This window comes from Sphingobium sp. B2D3C, from assembly GCF_025961835.1.
Lineage (GTDB): Bacteria > Pseudomonadota > Alphaproteobacteria > Sphingomonadales > Sphingomonadaceae > Sphingobium.
Window position 1 is genome coordinate 1,688,933 of sequence record NZ_JAOQOK010000001.1, and the last position, 15,228, is coordinate 1,704,160.

The 15,228-nt window shown below is 64.0% G+C and carries 10 protein-coding genes; 5 read left to right on the top strand and 5 right to left on the bottom strand.

Annotation, left to right across the window (positions count from 1 at the left end):
* Window position 1: 1 nt before the first annotated feature.
* From M2339_RS07865 to M2339_RS07875, 3 genes are all read right to left on the bottom strand, one after another.
* Window positions 2-811 carry a nuclear transport factor 2 family protein gene (locus M2339_RS07865; protein WP_264586985.1) on the bottom strand — a complete coding sequence of 270 codons (810 nt, stop codon included), beginning with the start codon at window positions 809-811 and terminating at the stop codon, window positions 2-4.
* Complete coding sequence (locus M2339_RS07870; protein ID WP_181559323.1) at window positions 808-1,329, bottom strand: MarR family winged helix-turn-helix transcriptional regulator; 522 nt, start codon at window positions 1,327-1,329, stop codon at window positions 808-810. The genes M2339_RS07865 and M2339_RS07870 overlap by 4 nt, the downstream gene beginning before the upstream one ends.
* A gap of 67 nt (window positions 1,330-1,396) precedes the next feature.
* Window positions 1,397-2,908 carry an aldehyde dehydrogenase family protein gene (locus M2339_RS07875; RefSeq protein WP_319799394.1) on the bottom strand — a complete coding sequence of 504 codons (1,512 nt, stop codon included), beginning with the start codon at window positions 2,906-2,908 and terminating at the stop codon, window positions 1,397-1,399.
* Between the two features lie 135 nt (window positions 2,909-3,043).
* On the opposite strand from M2339_RS07875, the gene M2339_RS07880 reads away from it, so the two are divergent.
* The 4 genes from M2339_RS07880 (at window position 3,044) to M2339_RS07895 (ending at window position 8,988) form a co-directional block, all read left to right on the top strand.
* Window positions 3,044-4,693, top strand: coding sequence for a GMC family oxidoreductase (locus tag M2339_RS07880; protein ID WP_264572544.1), 1,650 nt, complete (start codon window positions 3,044-3,046; stop codon window positions 4,691-4,693).
* Complete coding sequence (locus M2339_RS07885) at window positions 4,690-5,070, top strand: nuclear transport factor 2 family protein (RefSeq protein WP_264572543.1); 381 nt, start codon at window positions 4,690-4,692, stop codon at window positions 5,068-5,070. Before M2339_RS07880 ends, M2339_RS07885 begins: the two co-directional genes overlap by 4 nt.
* A 3-nt stretch (window positions 5,071-5,073) precedes the next feature.
* A complete protein-coding gene (locus M2339_RS07890) occupies window positions 5,074-6,699 on the top strand; it encodes a GMC family oxidoreductase (RefSeq protein ID WP_264586984.1) in 1,626 nt (541 codons plus the stop codon).
* A 126-nt stretch (window positions 6,700-6,825) separates the two neighbouring features.
* Window positions 6,826-8,988, top strand: coding sequence for a S46 family peptidase (locus M2339_RS07895; protein WP_264586983.1), 2,163 nt, complete (start codon window positions 6,826-6,828; stop codon window positions 8,986-8,988).
* A 125-nt stretch (window positions 8,989-9,113) separates the two neighbouring features.
* Here M2339_RS07895 and M2339_RS07900 read toward each other — a convergent pair whose 3' ends face one another.
* Window positions 9,114-11,627 (bottom strand): TonB-dependent receptor, encoded by a 2,514-nt coding sequence (locus tag M2339_RS07900; RefSeq protein ID WP_264586982.1) that lies wholly within the window; start codon window positions 11,625-11,627, stop codon window positions 9,114-9,116.
* Window positions 11,628-12,269: 642 nt separating this feature from the next.
* Here M2339_RS07900 and M2339_RS07905 point away from each other — a divergent pair.
* Window positions 12,270-13,628 (top strand): MFS transporter, encoded by a 1,359-nt coding sequence (locus tag M2339_RS07905; protein ID WP_264572538.1) that lies wholly within the window; start codon window positions 12,270-12,272, stop codon window positions 13,626-13,628.
* A 125-nt stretch (window positions 13,629-13,753) separates the two neighbouring features.
* On the opposite strand, the gene M2339_RS07910 is transcribed toward M2339_RS07905, so the two are convergent.
* The gene (locus M2339_RS07910; protein WP_264572537.1) at window positions 13,754-15,208 is read right to left on the bottom strand and encodes a carotenoid oxygenase family protein; all 1,455 of its coding nucleotides are present in this window, start codon (window positions 15,206-15,208) and stop codon (window positions 13,754-13,756) included.
* Between the last annotated feature and the right edge of the window lie 20 nt (window positions 15,209-15,228).

Below are 15,228 nucleotides of genomic sequence, written 5' to 3' on the forward strand. Positions count from 1 at the left end.
ATCAGGCGGACGCGGGCGGTGCCACGGCGCCTGCCCGCGCCACGTCGATCGTCGCGATTTGCCCATTGCGCAATCCGTACACGACGAACACGCGCACCTGAATGCTCTCGCCTTGCTTGAGCGGCGCGACCACGAAATCGGGCGCGTCCTGCTGCGCCGTGAAGGTGCTGGTGCAATCCACCGCAATCCCATTATCGTCGATCACCAGCCCATGGATGGTGAGATCTTCCCGTACGGTCTGGAACATGGTGCGATAGAAGTCGCAGATGCCATCGCGCCCGTTGATGACAGGCACTGAGGGTAGCCGCAGCACACAATCCTCTGTGTAGTAACGGCCTGCTCGCTCCATATCGCCAGCGCTGAATGCCGCCGCATAGGCATGATAGGCCGCCCGCCCGCCCGCATGGGATGAGAGCATCGGCGCCTTGGTGACGCCCTGCTCCGCCGGCCAGGTCATGGAGCACAATTCCTGGATTTGCCCGGCCTCGTTCAACAGGTAGGTCACGAAGAACCGCACCGTCAGAATGTCGCCCGGCAGCAAGGGCGCGAAGGGGAAATCGGGGCGCGGCGCGTGGCAGATGAAATCCATGTCCACATCGACGAACAGCCGGTTGCCCTCCTGCAGCACCAGTCGGGGGCGGATGACCTCGCGTACGCCGTCATGCGCCCAGTCGAGGAAATCGAGCAGGCCATCGCGCCCACGGCAGACGCGGGTGCTGCTGTACATCACGCAATCCGGCGCGAACCACCGCTCGACAAGGCGATCATCCTGCCCTTCGTTGAAGTCGGCGACATAATCGTCGTAATTCAAGGCTTTTTCCTCGCTGAAGGAACGCCTTCACGCCCCATTTGGTCGGCCCTTTTGGCCATGCGCAGCAACATGCCGTCCAGGTCCGACAGTTCGGACTCGCTGAAATCGGCCGTCAACATGCTGAAGAACTTGCGCCGATCCATATGGACCCGCTTGTAGCTGTCCTGCCCCTTTTCGGTCAGCACCAATAGGCTGCTCTTGCGGTTTCGGGGGTTTTCCTCGCGCCGCAGGAAGCCTTCTTCTTCCAGGACCCGCACCGCCCGGCTGACTTCCGCCCGGTCCACCAGCGCGGCGGCCGACACTTCGCTGGCACTTTTGGTGCCCATTACGGCCAAATGCGCCAGCACCCGCCACTCCGCCAGCGAGACACCCGCATTGTCCCGGATATGCTGGACCGAAAGCCGGTCGAGCATCTTGCCAAGCATCAGCAGACGATAAGGAAGGTGGCGGGAATCGAAGATGCGCCAGGCTTCTTCGAGAGGGCCCGCCGCCCCGTTATTGTTATCCTTTGCGCTCAATTGCGCTCCCCCTCTCCTCGGGCCGCCCCGGTAGACCCGAGGCGGCACTATAATTCGCAGCGCGCCCTTAGAGGGCGACGCTGACCGCCTTGAGCTCGGTATAGGCCTCAACGCCGGCCTTGCCATTCTCACGGCCCCAGCCGGAGGCCTTGTAGCCGCCGAGCGGAAGCGCGGGATCGACGCCGCCCGATCCATTGATGCGGATGGTGCCGGATTTGAGGCGCCGGGCCAGCTTGTGTGCAGTGGAGATATTCTGGGTGTAGATGGATGCGGACAGGCCGAACTCCGTCTCATTGCCCCGCGCCGCCAGCGCCGCGACATCGTCCTCATCATTGAAACGCATCGCGCAGAGCACCGGGCCGAAGATTTCCTCGGCACGCACGCGCATGTCGGGCTTGGTATCCACCAGCACGGTGGGCTGGACGAAATAGCCGCCCTCATAGCCCTCACCGGAGAGGCGATCGCCGCCGGCAAGCACGCTGGCGCCTTCCTGGCGGCCGGACTCGATATAACCGGTCACGCGGTCCAGCTGCGCCGCGCTGACCAGCGGGCCGATCATGGTCGAGGCATCGAGGGTCTGGCCGACCTTCATGCCCCGCGCCATGTTCACCACGCCTTCCAGCACGGCATCAGCCACCTTCTCATGCACGAACAGGCGCGATCCCGCTGCGCAGACCTGACCGGCATTGAAGAAGATACCCATCGCCGCTGCCGGAATGGCCTTGGAGAGGTCCGCATCCGCAAAGATATAGGTGGGCGACTTGCCGCCCAGTTCGAGCTGTACGCGCTTGAAGTTCGTCTTGGAGGCTTCGATGATCGCCTTGCCGGTCACCGTCGAACCGGTGAACGAGACCTTGTCGACATCGCGGTGCGCAGCCAGCGCCGCGCCGGCGGTCCGCCCGAAGCCCGAGACGATGTTGATCACGCCTTCCGGGAAGCCCGCCTCAAGCACCAGCTCGCCCAGCCGCAGCGTGCTGAGCGGGGTCTGCTCGGCCGGCTTGAGCACGACGGTGCAGCCCGCTGCGATCGCAGGGGCGAGCTTGCCCATCGCCATCACCAGCGGGAAGTTCCACGGCACGATCTGCGCGCACACACCAACCGGCTCGCGCAGCACATAGGAGAGCCATTCGCCCGGTGCGCTGATCTCTGCGGTCTCACCGAAAATCTTGGTCGCCCAGCCGGCATTGTAGCGCAGCTGGCCAACGGCGCCCGCAACGTCGATCATCCGCGAGAACTGGATGGGGCGGCCTACGTCCAGCGTCTCCAGCAGGGCCAGTTCCTCGGCATTGGCTTCGAGCAGATCGGCGAGCTTGAGCAGCAAATTGGTCCGCTCGGTCGGCTTCACGCCCGACCAGGCACCCTCGAACGCCTTGCGCGCGGCGGCAACGGCCCGGTCCACATCGACCTCGCCGGCGCTGGCGACATTTGCGATGAGTTCGCCGGTCGAGGGATTGAGCGTTTCGAAGGTTTCGCCGGATGCGGCCTCGACCCACTGCCCGCCGATCAACATTTTGACCGGGCCGTTAGCGTAGCGCATACGCAGTTGCTCAAGCAGACCGGGATTATAAGGCGCATTCATCGAAACAGACATCCTTTCCAGCAGCCGTCGGCACCCTGACGGCAGAGATCATGTTGAATCATCATGATCTCCTCAATAACAGCAGACATGCGTCCACGCCAACTCTAGCGCGCCGGAAGTCCATGGAGAGTGACTTTGTCCGAAAATTCCTTTGATTATGTGATCGTCGGCGCGGGGTCCGCCGGGTCGGTGCTCGCGGCGCGACTCACCGAGGACCCGAATGTGCGCGTCCTGCTGCTGGAGGCAGGCGGCGGTGGCGATGACTGGCTGATTCGGATGCCGCTCGGCTTCCTCAAGGCGCTGTTCAAGCCCGGCTACACCTGGCCCTATTGGACGGAGCCGGAGCCGCACATGAACAACCGCAAGCTGATCCTGCCGCGCGGCCGGCTGCTCGGCGGCTCCAGCTCGATCAACGGCATGGTGTTCATGCGTGGTCACAGCGCCGATTTCGATCGCTGGGCGCAGATGGGCTGCAAGGGCTGGAGCTACGCCGATGTGCTCCCCTATTTCCGCAAGATGGAGCGCAGCTGGCGCGGCGCGTCCGATCTGCACGGCGCCGACGGCCCGCTGAGCGTGACGCCCAACGCCACCAAATGGCTACTGCACGATGAACTCATGGCCGCCGCGAACAACGCCGGCTTCCCGATCACCGACGATATTCACGATGGGGATGAAGAAGGTGTCGGCCGCGTCGAGCTGACCATCGACAAGAATGGCCGCCGCGCATCGACCTACGCCGCCTATCTCAAGCCCGCCATGGCCCGGCCCAATCTGACGGTGCTGACCAACGCCATGACCCAGCGCGTGCTGACTGAGGGCAAGCGGGCGACCGGCGTGGAGTATCGCCACGATGGCGTCCTCAAGACCGCCCTCGCCCGCCGCGAGGTGATCCTCTCAGGCGGCAGCTACAATTCGCCGCAGTTGCTCATGCTCTCCGGCATCGGCCCGGCGCAGCACCTGCGCGAGATGGATATCCCGGTCGTGCATGACCTGCCCGGCGTCGGCGAGAACCTCTCGGAACATCCCCGTACGCCCGTGCTATTCGAGGCTGCGCCGGTGACCTTCGTCAATGAGTTGCGCTTCGACAGGGCAACGCTCTCCGTGCTGCGCTGGTACTTCATGGGCACCGGCCCCTTTGCGCGGCAGGTGAACAGCGCCAACCCGGTGCTGCGCACCGACCCGCGCCTCGCCCAGCCGGACATTCAACTCTGGTGCAACCCCGTGACGCTCGACGCGCATCTGTGGTTCCCCGGCATCAAGAAGCGTCCGCCGCACAAGCTGACCGCCGACGTCATCCTGCTCCACCCGGAGAGCCGTGGCCGGGTGTTCCTCAAATCACCCAAGGCCGACGATCATGTCGGCATTTTCCTCAACCTGTTCAGCGCGCCGGCCGATTTCGCGACGGCGCGGGCGGGCATCCGCATTGCGCGGAAGATCTATGCCACTTCGCCGCAAGCCGAGATCACCGGCAAGGAAATCTCGCCCGGCGCCGATGTGGTGAGCGATGAGGCGCTGGATGAGCATATCCGCGCCACGACGACGACCACGCAGCATCCGCTCGGCACCTGCCGGATGGGCACCGGTCCGATGGCGGTGGTCGATCCGCAGTTGCGGGTGATCGGCATGGAAGGCCTGCGGGTCATCGATGCCTCGGTGATGCCGGACGAGACTGGCGGTAACATCAATGCGCCCACCATCATGCTCGCCGAGCGGGCGGCGGACATCCTCAAGGGCAAGGTTCTGCCCGCCGACGAACTGGTTCACACAGGAGAGTATGCCGCATGACCCGCGAGGATTTCGAGCGCTATATCAGCGCCTTCAACGCCAATGATTTCGATGGCTTCACCAGCTTCTACGCAGATGACGTGGACTTTCAGCTGGGGGACCGGATGCACATCGTCGGCCGGGAGAAGATCGGCGACTTCTATCGCGGCGTGAAGGCGCATTTCGAGGAAACGCTGACGATCCTCGACCTCATTCTCGCCGATGACGGCGCAGCGCTGCGGGTTCACACCCGCTTCGAGACGATCAAGGATTGGCCCGAATTCGAAATGTGGCCGACCAAGAAGGGCGATGTGCGCGAGATCGAGAGCATCATCCTGTACCGCATCGCGAACGGCAAGTTCACGCACATCAAATCTGCCCGCTTCAAGGAACTCTGAGTCTTGGCCAACAGCTCCACGCCCGACTTCATCGTCATCGGATCCGGCTCGGCCGGCGCGGTCATCGCCGCCCGCCTGTCGGAAGACCCCAATGCCAAGGTCCTCGTGCTGGAGGCCGGCCGTCGCGAGCGCGACATCCGCCTCACCATGCCGATCCTCTTCCCGTTCGTGATGGCCGATCCCAAGTTCAACTGGAGCTACATGGGCGAGCCGGAACCGTTCGCCGACAACCGCCAGATCCGCCAGCCGCGCGGCAAGGCGCTGGGCGGCTCGTCGATGATCAACGGCATGCTTTACGCGCGCGGCCATGCGCGGGATTATGACGAGTGGCGCCAGCTCGGCAGCGAGGGCTGGAGCTATGACGATGTGCTGCCCTACTTCAAAAAATCGGAAAATCATTGGGGCCCTGAGGACCATTGGCATGGCAAGGGCGGCCCGCTGAGCGTCAAGCAGCAGCCCAAGACCAACGATCTCTACCAACGGTTCATCAGCACCGTAAAATCGCTCGGCTATGACGAGCGCGACAGCTTCCACCGCGCCGAGCAGGAAGGCTGGGGACCGCCGCCGCTCAACATCCATGAGGGCACGCGCGCCAGCACCGCCGCGCGCTTCCTCATTCCGGCAATGTCGCGGCCCAATCTGACCGTGGAAACCAGCGCGCTGGTCACCCGCATCGAGGTCGCCAACGGCCGCGCGGTCGCGGTTCACTATCGCGACAGCGAAGGCCGGGACAAGCGGGTCGCCGCCGCGCAGGAAATCATCCTTTCGGGCGGTGCCTATAATTCGCCCCAGGTGCTGCTGCTCTCCGGCATCGGCCCGGCCAAGCATCTCGCCGAGCAGGGCATCGATGTAGTGCATCACCTCCCCGGCGTCGGCATGAACCTGCAGGATCACCCTTCGGTCGCGATGGTCAATGCAGCGGCGCGCAGCGTGACGCTGACCAACAGCCTGCGCATCGACCGCTCGGCGCTTGCCGCGCTGCAGTGGCTGCTGACGCGCGGCGGCATGATCGCGGATATGCCGGTGACCGCCAACGGCTTCATCAAGACCCGGCCCGAGCTTGAGCGCCCGGATGCGCAGTGCCTGTTCCAGCCGACCATGATCGGCGCGCAGACCTGGTTCCCCGGCTGGCGCAAGCCCAAGGCGGACGTGGTGGCCATGGCCTGCGTGCTGCTGCGGCCCGAGGGTCGCGGCTGGGTGAAGCTGCGCTCGGCAAACCCGACGGAAAAGCCGCGCATCCTCTCCAACGTGCTCTCCACCGAGAACGACCGGGCCTTCTTCCGCCGCCTCGTGCCGCAACTGCGCGAGATATTCTCCACCGCACCGTTGAGCGACGTTTTGCGCGGGGAGGTGATGCCCGGCCCGAATGTGAAGAGCGATGCGGAGATCGATGCCTGGGTGCGCAGCGCAATCAACACCGCCCTGCACCCGGTCGGCACCTGCGCCATGGGGCAGGATGACATGGCGGTGGTCGATCCGCGCCTGCGCGTCCACGGCCTCCAGGGCCTGCGCGTGGCCGATGCCGCCATCATGCCGCGAATCGTGGGTGGCAACACCAATGCCGCAAGCATCATGATCGGCGAGAAGGCTGCGGACATGATCAAGGCGGACAACGGCCTGCAGGCCTGAGGCGACCTTGCCGGTGACGTAACGTCAGCTCAGGGCGGCCCGGTCGAACGGGCTGCCCCGGCTTGCGTTCGCCCATTCATGGCGCGATAGGCAGGGCAACCTCAAAATTTGCAGGAGCCTTGCCTCATGCCTCGGCGTGTCCATCATATCGTTTCTCTCGCGGGCTGCACCGCCCTCCTCGCCCTCGCCGCACCGGCCGCTGCCAATGAAGGCATGTGGATGCCGGGCCAGATCAAGGACATTGGCGCGGCGCTCAAGGCCGATGGCCTGGCGCTCTCACCCGATCAGCTCGGACGGCTGGATGCCGCGCCGCTGAACGCCATCGTGTCGCTCGGCGGCTGCTCGGCTGCATTCCTCAGCCCCGAGGGGCTGGTCGCGACCAACCATCACTGTGTGCAAGGGTCCATCCAGTATAATAGCGGCGAAGGCCGGGATTATCTGACCAATGGCTTTCTCGCCAAGGAACTGGGCGAGGAACTGCCCGCTGCGCCTGGATCGCGCATCTATGTGATCGAGGATCTGCGCGACGTGACCAGCGCGATGATGCGCGGCGTGACGCCCCGCCTGGATGGCCTCGCCCGTTACGAGAAGCTGGACGCCAATCGCAAGGCGCTGATCTCGGCATGCGAGAAGCAGGCCAACCGCCGCTGTGACGTTCGGCCTTATTATGGCGGCGCGGCCTATTATCTCCAGCAGCAACTCGAGATTCAGGACGTCCGCCTCGTCTATGCGCCGGCCGAAGGGCTCGGCAATTTCGGCGGCGAGACGGACAACTGGATGTGGCCGCGCCACACCGGCGACTTCGGCTTCTATCGCGCCTATGTCGGGCCGGACGGCAGCTCAAAGCCTTTCGCGAAGGAGAACGTCCCCTACCGCCCGAAGTCCTGGCTGCGCATCGCCTCGCAGGGCGTGAAGGAAGGCGATTTCGTGATGGTCGCCGGCTTCCCCGGCACCACCAATCGCCTGCGCACCAGCGATGAAGTGCTGTTCAACTTCGCGGAATATGAGCCGCTCTGGCAGCGCCTGCTGAGCGATTATGCGACGCAGATCGAGAAGGTGACCGCTGGCGATCGTGAGGCGCAGATCCGTTACGCCTCGATCCTCGCCGGGGCCGAGAATTACGAGAAGAAGCTCGCCGGCGACCTTGTCGGTGCCGACGCCATCCGCCTCGATGAGCGCAAGCCGGCCGAGGAAAAGGCCTTCCGCGACTGGGTCGCTGCCGATGCGGCCCGTCAGGCGCGCTATGGCGCGGACCTTGCGGCACTGGATGCGGTGGTCATCGAGAATAACAAGGCTTCCCTCACCGGCCTGCGCACCTCCCTGCTCAACCGCGCGCAACTGCTCGGCGCGGCCCGCACCCTGTATCGCTGGGCCAAGGAGCAGGAAAAGCCCGACGCCCAGCGCGAGAGCGGCTTCCAGCAGCGCGACCGCGAGAGCATTGTCGACCGGCTCCGTCAGGTCGAGCGCCGCTTCTTGCCCAAGATCGATCGTCAATTGTTCGAGGCTGCGCTCGTCGAATATCGCCAGCTCGATGCGGCGGATCGCGATGCCAAGTTTGAGGCCGCGCTGACGCAGATCGGCTTCGACCGGCTCTATAGCGAGACCAAGCTGGGCGACACGCCGACCCGGCTGGGCTGGCTGGACAAGCCCGCCTCCGCCTTCGAGACTTCGGACGATCCGTTCATCAAGCTCGCCATCGCGCTCTATGCCGGCGACATGGAAAGCGAGCAGGCCGCCAAGGCTCGGTCGGGTCGCACGCAGGCCGCGCGGGCTGGCTATATGAAGGGTCTGATGGCCTACAAGCAGGCGGCCGGCCTGCCCCTCTATCCAGATGCCAACAGCTCGCTGCGCCTGACCTGGGGCAAGGTGATGGGCAAGGAGAAGGACGGCCAGATCTGGACCGCCTTCACCACCGCCGAGGGCCTTCTCGCCAAGCAGACCGGCAAGGGCGAGTTCAATGCCCCGCAGGGCGCAATCGATGCGATCAAGGCCAAGGACTACGGCCCCTATGCCGCGCCGGAGCTGGGCACGCTGCCGGTGGACTTCATGTCCAATGTGGACATCACCAATGGCAACTCGGGCTCCTCGACGCTGAACGCGCGCGGCGAATTCGTCGGCCTGGCCTTCGACGGCACGCTGGAAGGCGTGATCTCCGACTGGGCCTATGTGGCCGAACGCAACCGCACGATCCATGTCGACAGCCGCTTCATGCTCTGGACGATGGACAAGGTCGATGGCGCGCAGCGGCTGCTCAAGGAAATGGGCGTCACGCCCGTCGCCAGCCGCTAAGGCGGAAGGACGGGGCGGCGCGGCCGCCCTGTCCGCTGCTCTTACACGCACCAAAAGAGAAAGGCCGCTCCGGATCTCTCCAGGGCGGCCTTTCCTTATGTCAGCCTGACGCTGTCAGGTGATCGTCAGAAGTTCTTGCGAACCGAGAGATACCACTCGCGGGGACGGCCCGGCTGGGCTTCCGTGGTGGGCTGGCCGAAGGGCACCAGATCGAAGATGTTGTAGTAGTACTGCTTGTTGAACAGGTTGGTCGCACCGACCGCCACTGTCAGGTCGCCCGCATCGTTCTGGTAGCTGATCCGCCCGTTGAACACGGCGCGGCCGGGGATCTGGGCGATCGGGCTGCGCGAGTTGAACGAGATCTTCGACTGATAGAAGCCGTCAATCCGCGGCGTGATGGAGCCGCCCAGCTGCTCGACCGGGATCTCGTACTGGATGCCAGCCGAACCCGTCCACTGCGGCACATAAACCGGCGTCTGGTTCACCACGAGCGGATCGTTGCGCAGTTCCGGCGCATCGAAGTGCGTGTAACCGCCCGCGAGATTGAACGTCAGGCCATCGACCGGACGGGCCTCCAGCTCGACCTCGAAGCCCTTCACCTTGCCCGGAGAATTGACGTAGTTGGTCTTGGAGATGCAAGCCACGCCAATGCCCTGCGCCAGGTTGACCGCACCGTCCGTCGCCGGATTATAGGCGCGGCACAGCTCGTTGCCGCCGGTCACAGCCGGATCGACCTGCGTCCCGGCGAGCGTGCAGACACCGGTCGTGCCGTTGTTGATGCACTCCGAACCGCTCTGCGAGACAATGCGCGAGGAGTAATCCGAGTAGAAGCCGGCCACGTTCAGGCGCAGGCGGCGGTCGAAGAAGTCACCCTTGAAGCCGAGTTCGTAGGCGACCATTTCCTCGGCCGCGACGGGCACGAGCTGCGAGGCCTGGAACGGACGCGGGTTGAACGCACCGGGACGATAGCCCGAAGCGATCGAGCCATAGACCATCACGGAATCGGTCAGCTTGTAGTCCGCGCCGAAGCGGTAATCGATGCGGTCGTCCTTGACGAGCACGGGGCGAATGATGCCGCCCTGGCCGTTGTTGAACAGCGTGTCCTTGGTATCCTCCGAGTAACGCAGGCCAGCGGTGAGCTGCAGGCGATCGAGCGGACGAACCTGCGCCTGAGCATAAGCGGCCTTGGCTTCGCTATCCACGCTGATGCGGGCGTTCTGCTGGAAGTTGAGGAACGGAATCGAGACGTTGGACGTCGTGAGGCCCTTGCCCTTGTAGTAGAACAGACCGGCGGTCACATCGAACTGCGGGCTGGTGTAGTTGAGGCGCGGCTCCACCGTCCACTGCTCATGCGTGATGATGGACTTCGTCGTCTGCAGGCTCAGCGGCGACCCGTCGGTATCGTTGATGGCCGTCGTGAAGACATTGCGATAGCTGCCCAGCACGGTGAGCGTCAGATCCTGGGTCAGATCGACCACGGCCTTGCCGCTGAAGCCGTAATTCTCGATCACAGCCTTGCGATCGAAGCACTGGCCGCCACGGTCCGACCCACCGTTATAATAAGTGCCGGCGATGTTGGTCCCAGCCGGGATCGGATCGCAATAGGTGGCATAGGTGGTGTAAGGGCTGTTGGTGAGGAAGCGGCTGTCATAGCTGACACCCCACAGCGGCTGATAAACGGCCGCATCAAGCGCCTGCGTGGCTGCGCTCGGCACGATGCGGAGCTGCTTGTTTGCCACCGCCGGGGAATCATCGTTGGTGTAGTCCGCCGAGAGCGTCAGGTCGATGCCGGTGCCGGCGTAACGCAGCGCGCCGCGCAGGGCGACAACGCTTTCACCGCCATAACGGCCCAGTTCGCAATCGGTCTGCGAGGCGCCGGAGAGGAAGCCGTCCGAGGGATCGAGCGAGGGGAACCTGCCGGCGAGGCCCGGCGTGCCCTGACGCACCATGTCGCAACGGAAGTCGAGCAGCTTCTGGTAGCCCTTGCGCTTCTTCGAAACGCCTGAGACGCGGAAGAAGAGGTTCTCCGAGAGCGGCACGTTAAATCCGGCGCGCAGGTCGGTGCGGTTGTAGCTGCCCACGGTCGCTTCGACATAGGCCGAAGGGGTGGCATCGGGTGCCTTGGAAATCAGGTTGACGGCGCCGCCAATGGCGTTGCGGCCGAACACCGTACCCTGCGGACCGCGCAGCACTTCGACGCGCTCAAGGTCGAGCAGATCGAAGGTCGAGCCGGCGAGCAGTGCATAATATTGGTCATCGACATAGAACGCCACGCCCGGCTCGAACGCCAGGTTGAAGTCATACTGGCCGATGCCGCGGATATAGGCCTGCACGGCGCGGCCAAAAGAGGCGTTCGCTGCCGCAAAGCTGGCGTTCGGCACGATGGCCGCAACGTCCTGAATGTTGTTGATCGCCCGATCGGTCAGCGCATTAGCGGTCACGGCGGTGATGGCCAGCGGCGTTTCCTGCAGGTTGGTGGCCGAGCGCGTCGCGGTCACGACGATCTCTTCGACACCGGCGCGCTGGGGCTGCGCCTGGGCAGCGGCATCGTCCTGCGCCTGTGCGGGCGCTGCGATGCTCACGGCAAAGACGGACGCACCCGCCATGCCCAGAAGCTTGTTCCTCAACGAAAACGACATTCCAAATCTCCCAAAACGCGGGCGCAGGCCCATTGATCGATGGGTGAATGCCTCGCCGCATCCCCGCGCCGCCCGGAGACAGCGCCGCCCGCGAACAGGCCAGGACACCACGCAGCTTCACCGCGTTATTGGAGTGATCAACAGGGATTGGACTTATGCGCCAAGACGAACGAGATCGCCTTTGCCTGTGAGCCGACCAGGCACGATGAGGGCCTGATCGAAGCCACGGGCTTCGCCTGTACTGCATCCTTCTCCCGCTGGCATAAGACCAGCCGAGCATCGCCAATACTCCGAGATATTGACTTTGCCCGATACTCCAGCCTGCCCCATTGGGAGACTACCGATGAGAAAACAAGAAAATTTCTCATCGAGCAGGAAATATTGATGACTTTGTCAGAAAGTGTCGCATCCATGCCACGATGGACCCTGACCTGCGGGCCGGTGGCGCCTCTTGTTCCGATCACGTCGAAGCCGCGTCGCGCCCGCTCTTCCGCGGCGCCCATGGGCGACATTGCCGCCCATCACAACCGCTAATCTGCAGCTTTGCCTTATAAGGATGTTGATTCCCCATCAACACCGTGTTTTGGTGCAATCCGATAAAAAGCCCGGCTGGTCGGCCGGATGGATGCGGGATGGCTGAATATGAACAGGTTTGACGTCGAAGACTTCATCGATCGGTCGCGGATCAGCGCCACCCAGATCATGGCGCTGCTCGTCTGCGTTCTGGTCTGCTTCATCGACGGGTTCGATATCTTCATGATCGGCAAGATCGCGCCGGCCATCGCTGCAGATTTCGGAGAGACCTCCGAGGCGATGACCAAGGTGTTCGTCTATCAGCAGATCGGCCTCGCCATTGGTGCCTTCAGCATCGCCCCGCTGGCGGACCGGTTCGGACGGCGGTTCATGCTCATGGTCTCCTGCCTCATCTTCGGCACGATCACCATCGGCAGCATCCATGCCCAGACGCTCACGCAGCTGGCTGTTCTGCGCGGCATTGCCGGCGTGTTCATGGCGGCGGGCCTGCCCATGGCCATGGCGCTGATCTCCGAGCTGACCCCCAAGCGCAAACGCTCGACGCTGATCTCTCTGGCGCTTGTCGGCTTCTCGACCGGCAGTGCCGCCAGCGGCGTCGTCGCGGCGTGGCTGCTGGACAGCTATGGCTGGGAAAGCGGCTTCTGGATCGGCGGCCTCGTGCCGATTACCTGCGCGGTGCTGCTCTTCCTGATCGTGCCGGAATCGCTCAAGTTCCGGGCCGAGCGCAACCCGTCCGACCAGCGGATCGCGACCACGATCCGCAAGATCGACCGCAATGTCGACCTGCGGGGCGACGAACTGTTCGTGATCGAGAGCGGTGGCGCCAAGGGGCGCAAGGCCAAGCTGTCCGACGTGTTCTCCGAGGGTCGCCTGACCATGACGGCACTGGTCTGGGCTGCCTGCACCCTCAGCATGACCAACACGGCCCTGCTTAGCGCCTGGATGCCGACATTCTTCCTCGAAATGGCCGGCGTCCCCATCCAGGATTTCGCGAAGGTCGCCATGATCGGCTATCTCGGCGGGGTCGCGGGCACGCTCTCCATCGGCTGGCTGATGGACCGGATGCGCCCTGCCCTGCTCATCGCCTGCTTCTATGTGATGCTGGCCGTGACCATCAACCTGCTGGGCTGGGTGCCCTTCTACTCCGCCTTCTTCGTGGTCGCGCTGCTCACCTGGCAGTTCTTCCAGACCGGCGGACAGTCCGGCCTCAACACGATGATCGCCCAAGTCTATCCGCCCCGGATGCGCAGCACGGCATTGGGCTGGGCCGGTGGCGCCGGGCGCATTGGCGGCATCGTGGCGCCGATTGCGGGCGGCTTCGCGCTCGCCCAGCACTACTCGCTGCAACTCACCCTCGCGCTGACGGCAGCGCTACCGCTTGGCACCGCGATCTTGATGTTCGCCCTCGCCTATATCCGCCGCCAGGAAGAGGCGAAGGATAGAGAGCCCGTCGCGCTCGCGCATTGATATGCGCGCTCGACGGTTGTCGGGTGAAAAGGAAAAGGGCGGCCTCGCGATGATGCGAGGGCCGCCCTTTCTGTTTGAGGCCCGCCCGGTCTACAGGGAACCGGTCGGCCGATAGGTGTAAGCGATCAGGCCGCCGAGCTGAGCTTCATATTATACTGGCCGCTCTTGAGCGTCTCCTCCGGCACCCAGGTGCCGTGGAAGGTCGAGCGGACGCGGACGGGCAGCTTGAGCAGCGCAACCGGCCCCGCCGCCAGATTCTGCGCGTCGAGAATGGCCAGATCGCTGCGGTTCTTCGCACCGCGTGCGACCAGCACGAGCAGCCATCCATCGCCTTCCGGCGCATCCGGCGTGCGCGGCACGAACTGCGCCTCCTGCACGCTGTCGCCCGGGCCGGGCTTCCAGATCTGGAACTCGCCTGTCTGGTTGTCGAACCGCGCCGTGCCGCTCGATCCATCCTGTGCGCGTGCGAGCAGGAAGCCATAGCGATAGGGCCGCCCCTGATAGCGATCGTCCGTGCGCGGCATCTCGCCCGGAATGTTCAGCAGACGCTGCGTGGTGAAGCTGTCCTCATTGCTGGCGAGATCGAAGGTCATGCGCGTGAGGAATGGCGGAACCGGCGCCGTCTCCTCGCCCTGCGGCGTGGTGAAGAAGGGGAAGCAGTTGCCATCATAATAGCACAGGTCGAGGTGGACCTTCGTGCCCTCGCGATAGGCATTCATCATGTGACCGGCGCTGCCGGTCGGCCCCTTGAACCAGCGGATATCCTCCGCCTTGCCATAACGCGGCACCAGCGCGACATGCACCGGCTGGTCGGGATGCCACTGATAATAAGGCCCGCCCTGCTTCACCACATCGAGATCGGTGATGAGCGGGAAGAACGGCACGACCACCCATTCATCCGTGATCGCGAAATCATGGACGCAGGCTGCATAGGGCATCTCGAACCAGATCTCGGTCTTAATCTTGCGATCCGGCCCGAAGACGTAGAACACGAAGTCCTTGGTCGCATCGCCCTTGGCCTGATAGCCGAACGCCAGCAGTTCGTTGGTGATCGGGTCTACCTTGGGATGCGCCGTAAACGTCTCGGACAATATCTGTCCGTCGAAATCCACGCGGCCCTTGGTTTCCAGCGTGTCGGGGTCGATCTCGTAAGGGAGGTCGTCCTCCTTCAACGCATAGAGATGGCCGGCATGGAACATCGCCGTGGTGTTGGCCGTGCCGAGATGGATTTCCTTCGCGCTTTCATCGACCGTATAGCGGTTGCGGTAGCTGCCGAAGAGCCCGCGACGGGCGGCCTTCTGCGCCTTGTAGCGATCCGTCTCGACCCATTTGACGACATAGTCCGCTTGATTGTCCTTGAAGCGGATCATGTGCATCTGGCCTTCGCCATCGATGAAGATGTCATCGGTGCGGCCGGAGGGATATTGCCGGTCGGCGCCGACGCGATACAGGCCGCCTTCCAGCCCATCGGGGATGGCGCCGGAAATCAGCTCCAGCCCACGCAGCTCGATATTGGCGCGCATCGGCTCGCCCCAGCCGCGATACAACTCGACATCGGGAAATTGAATGGGTTCGACCATGGGGTCCTCCTGAAGAATCT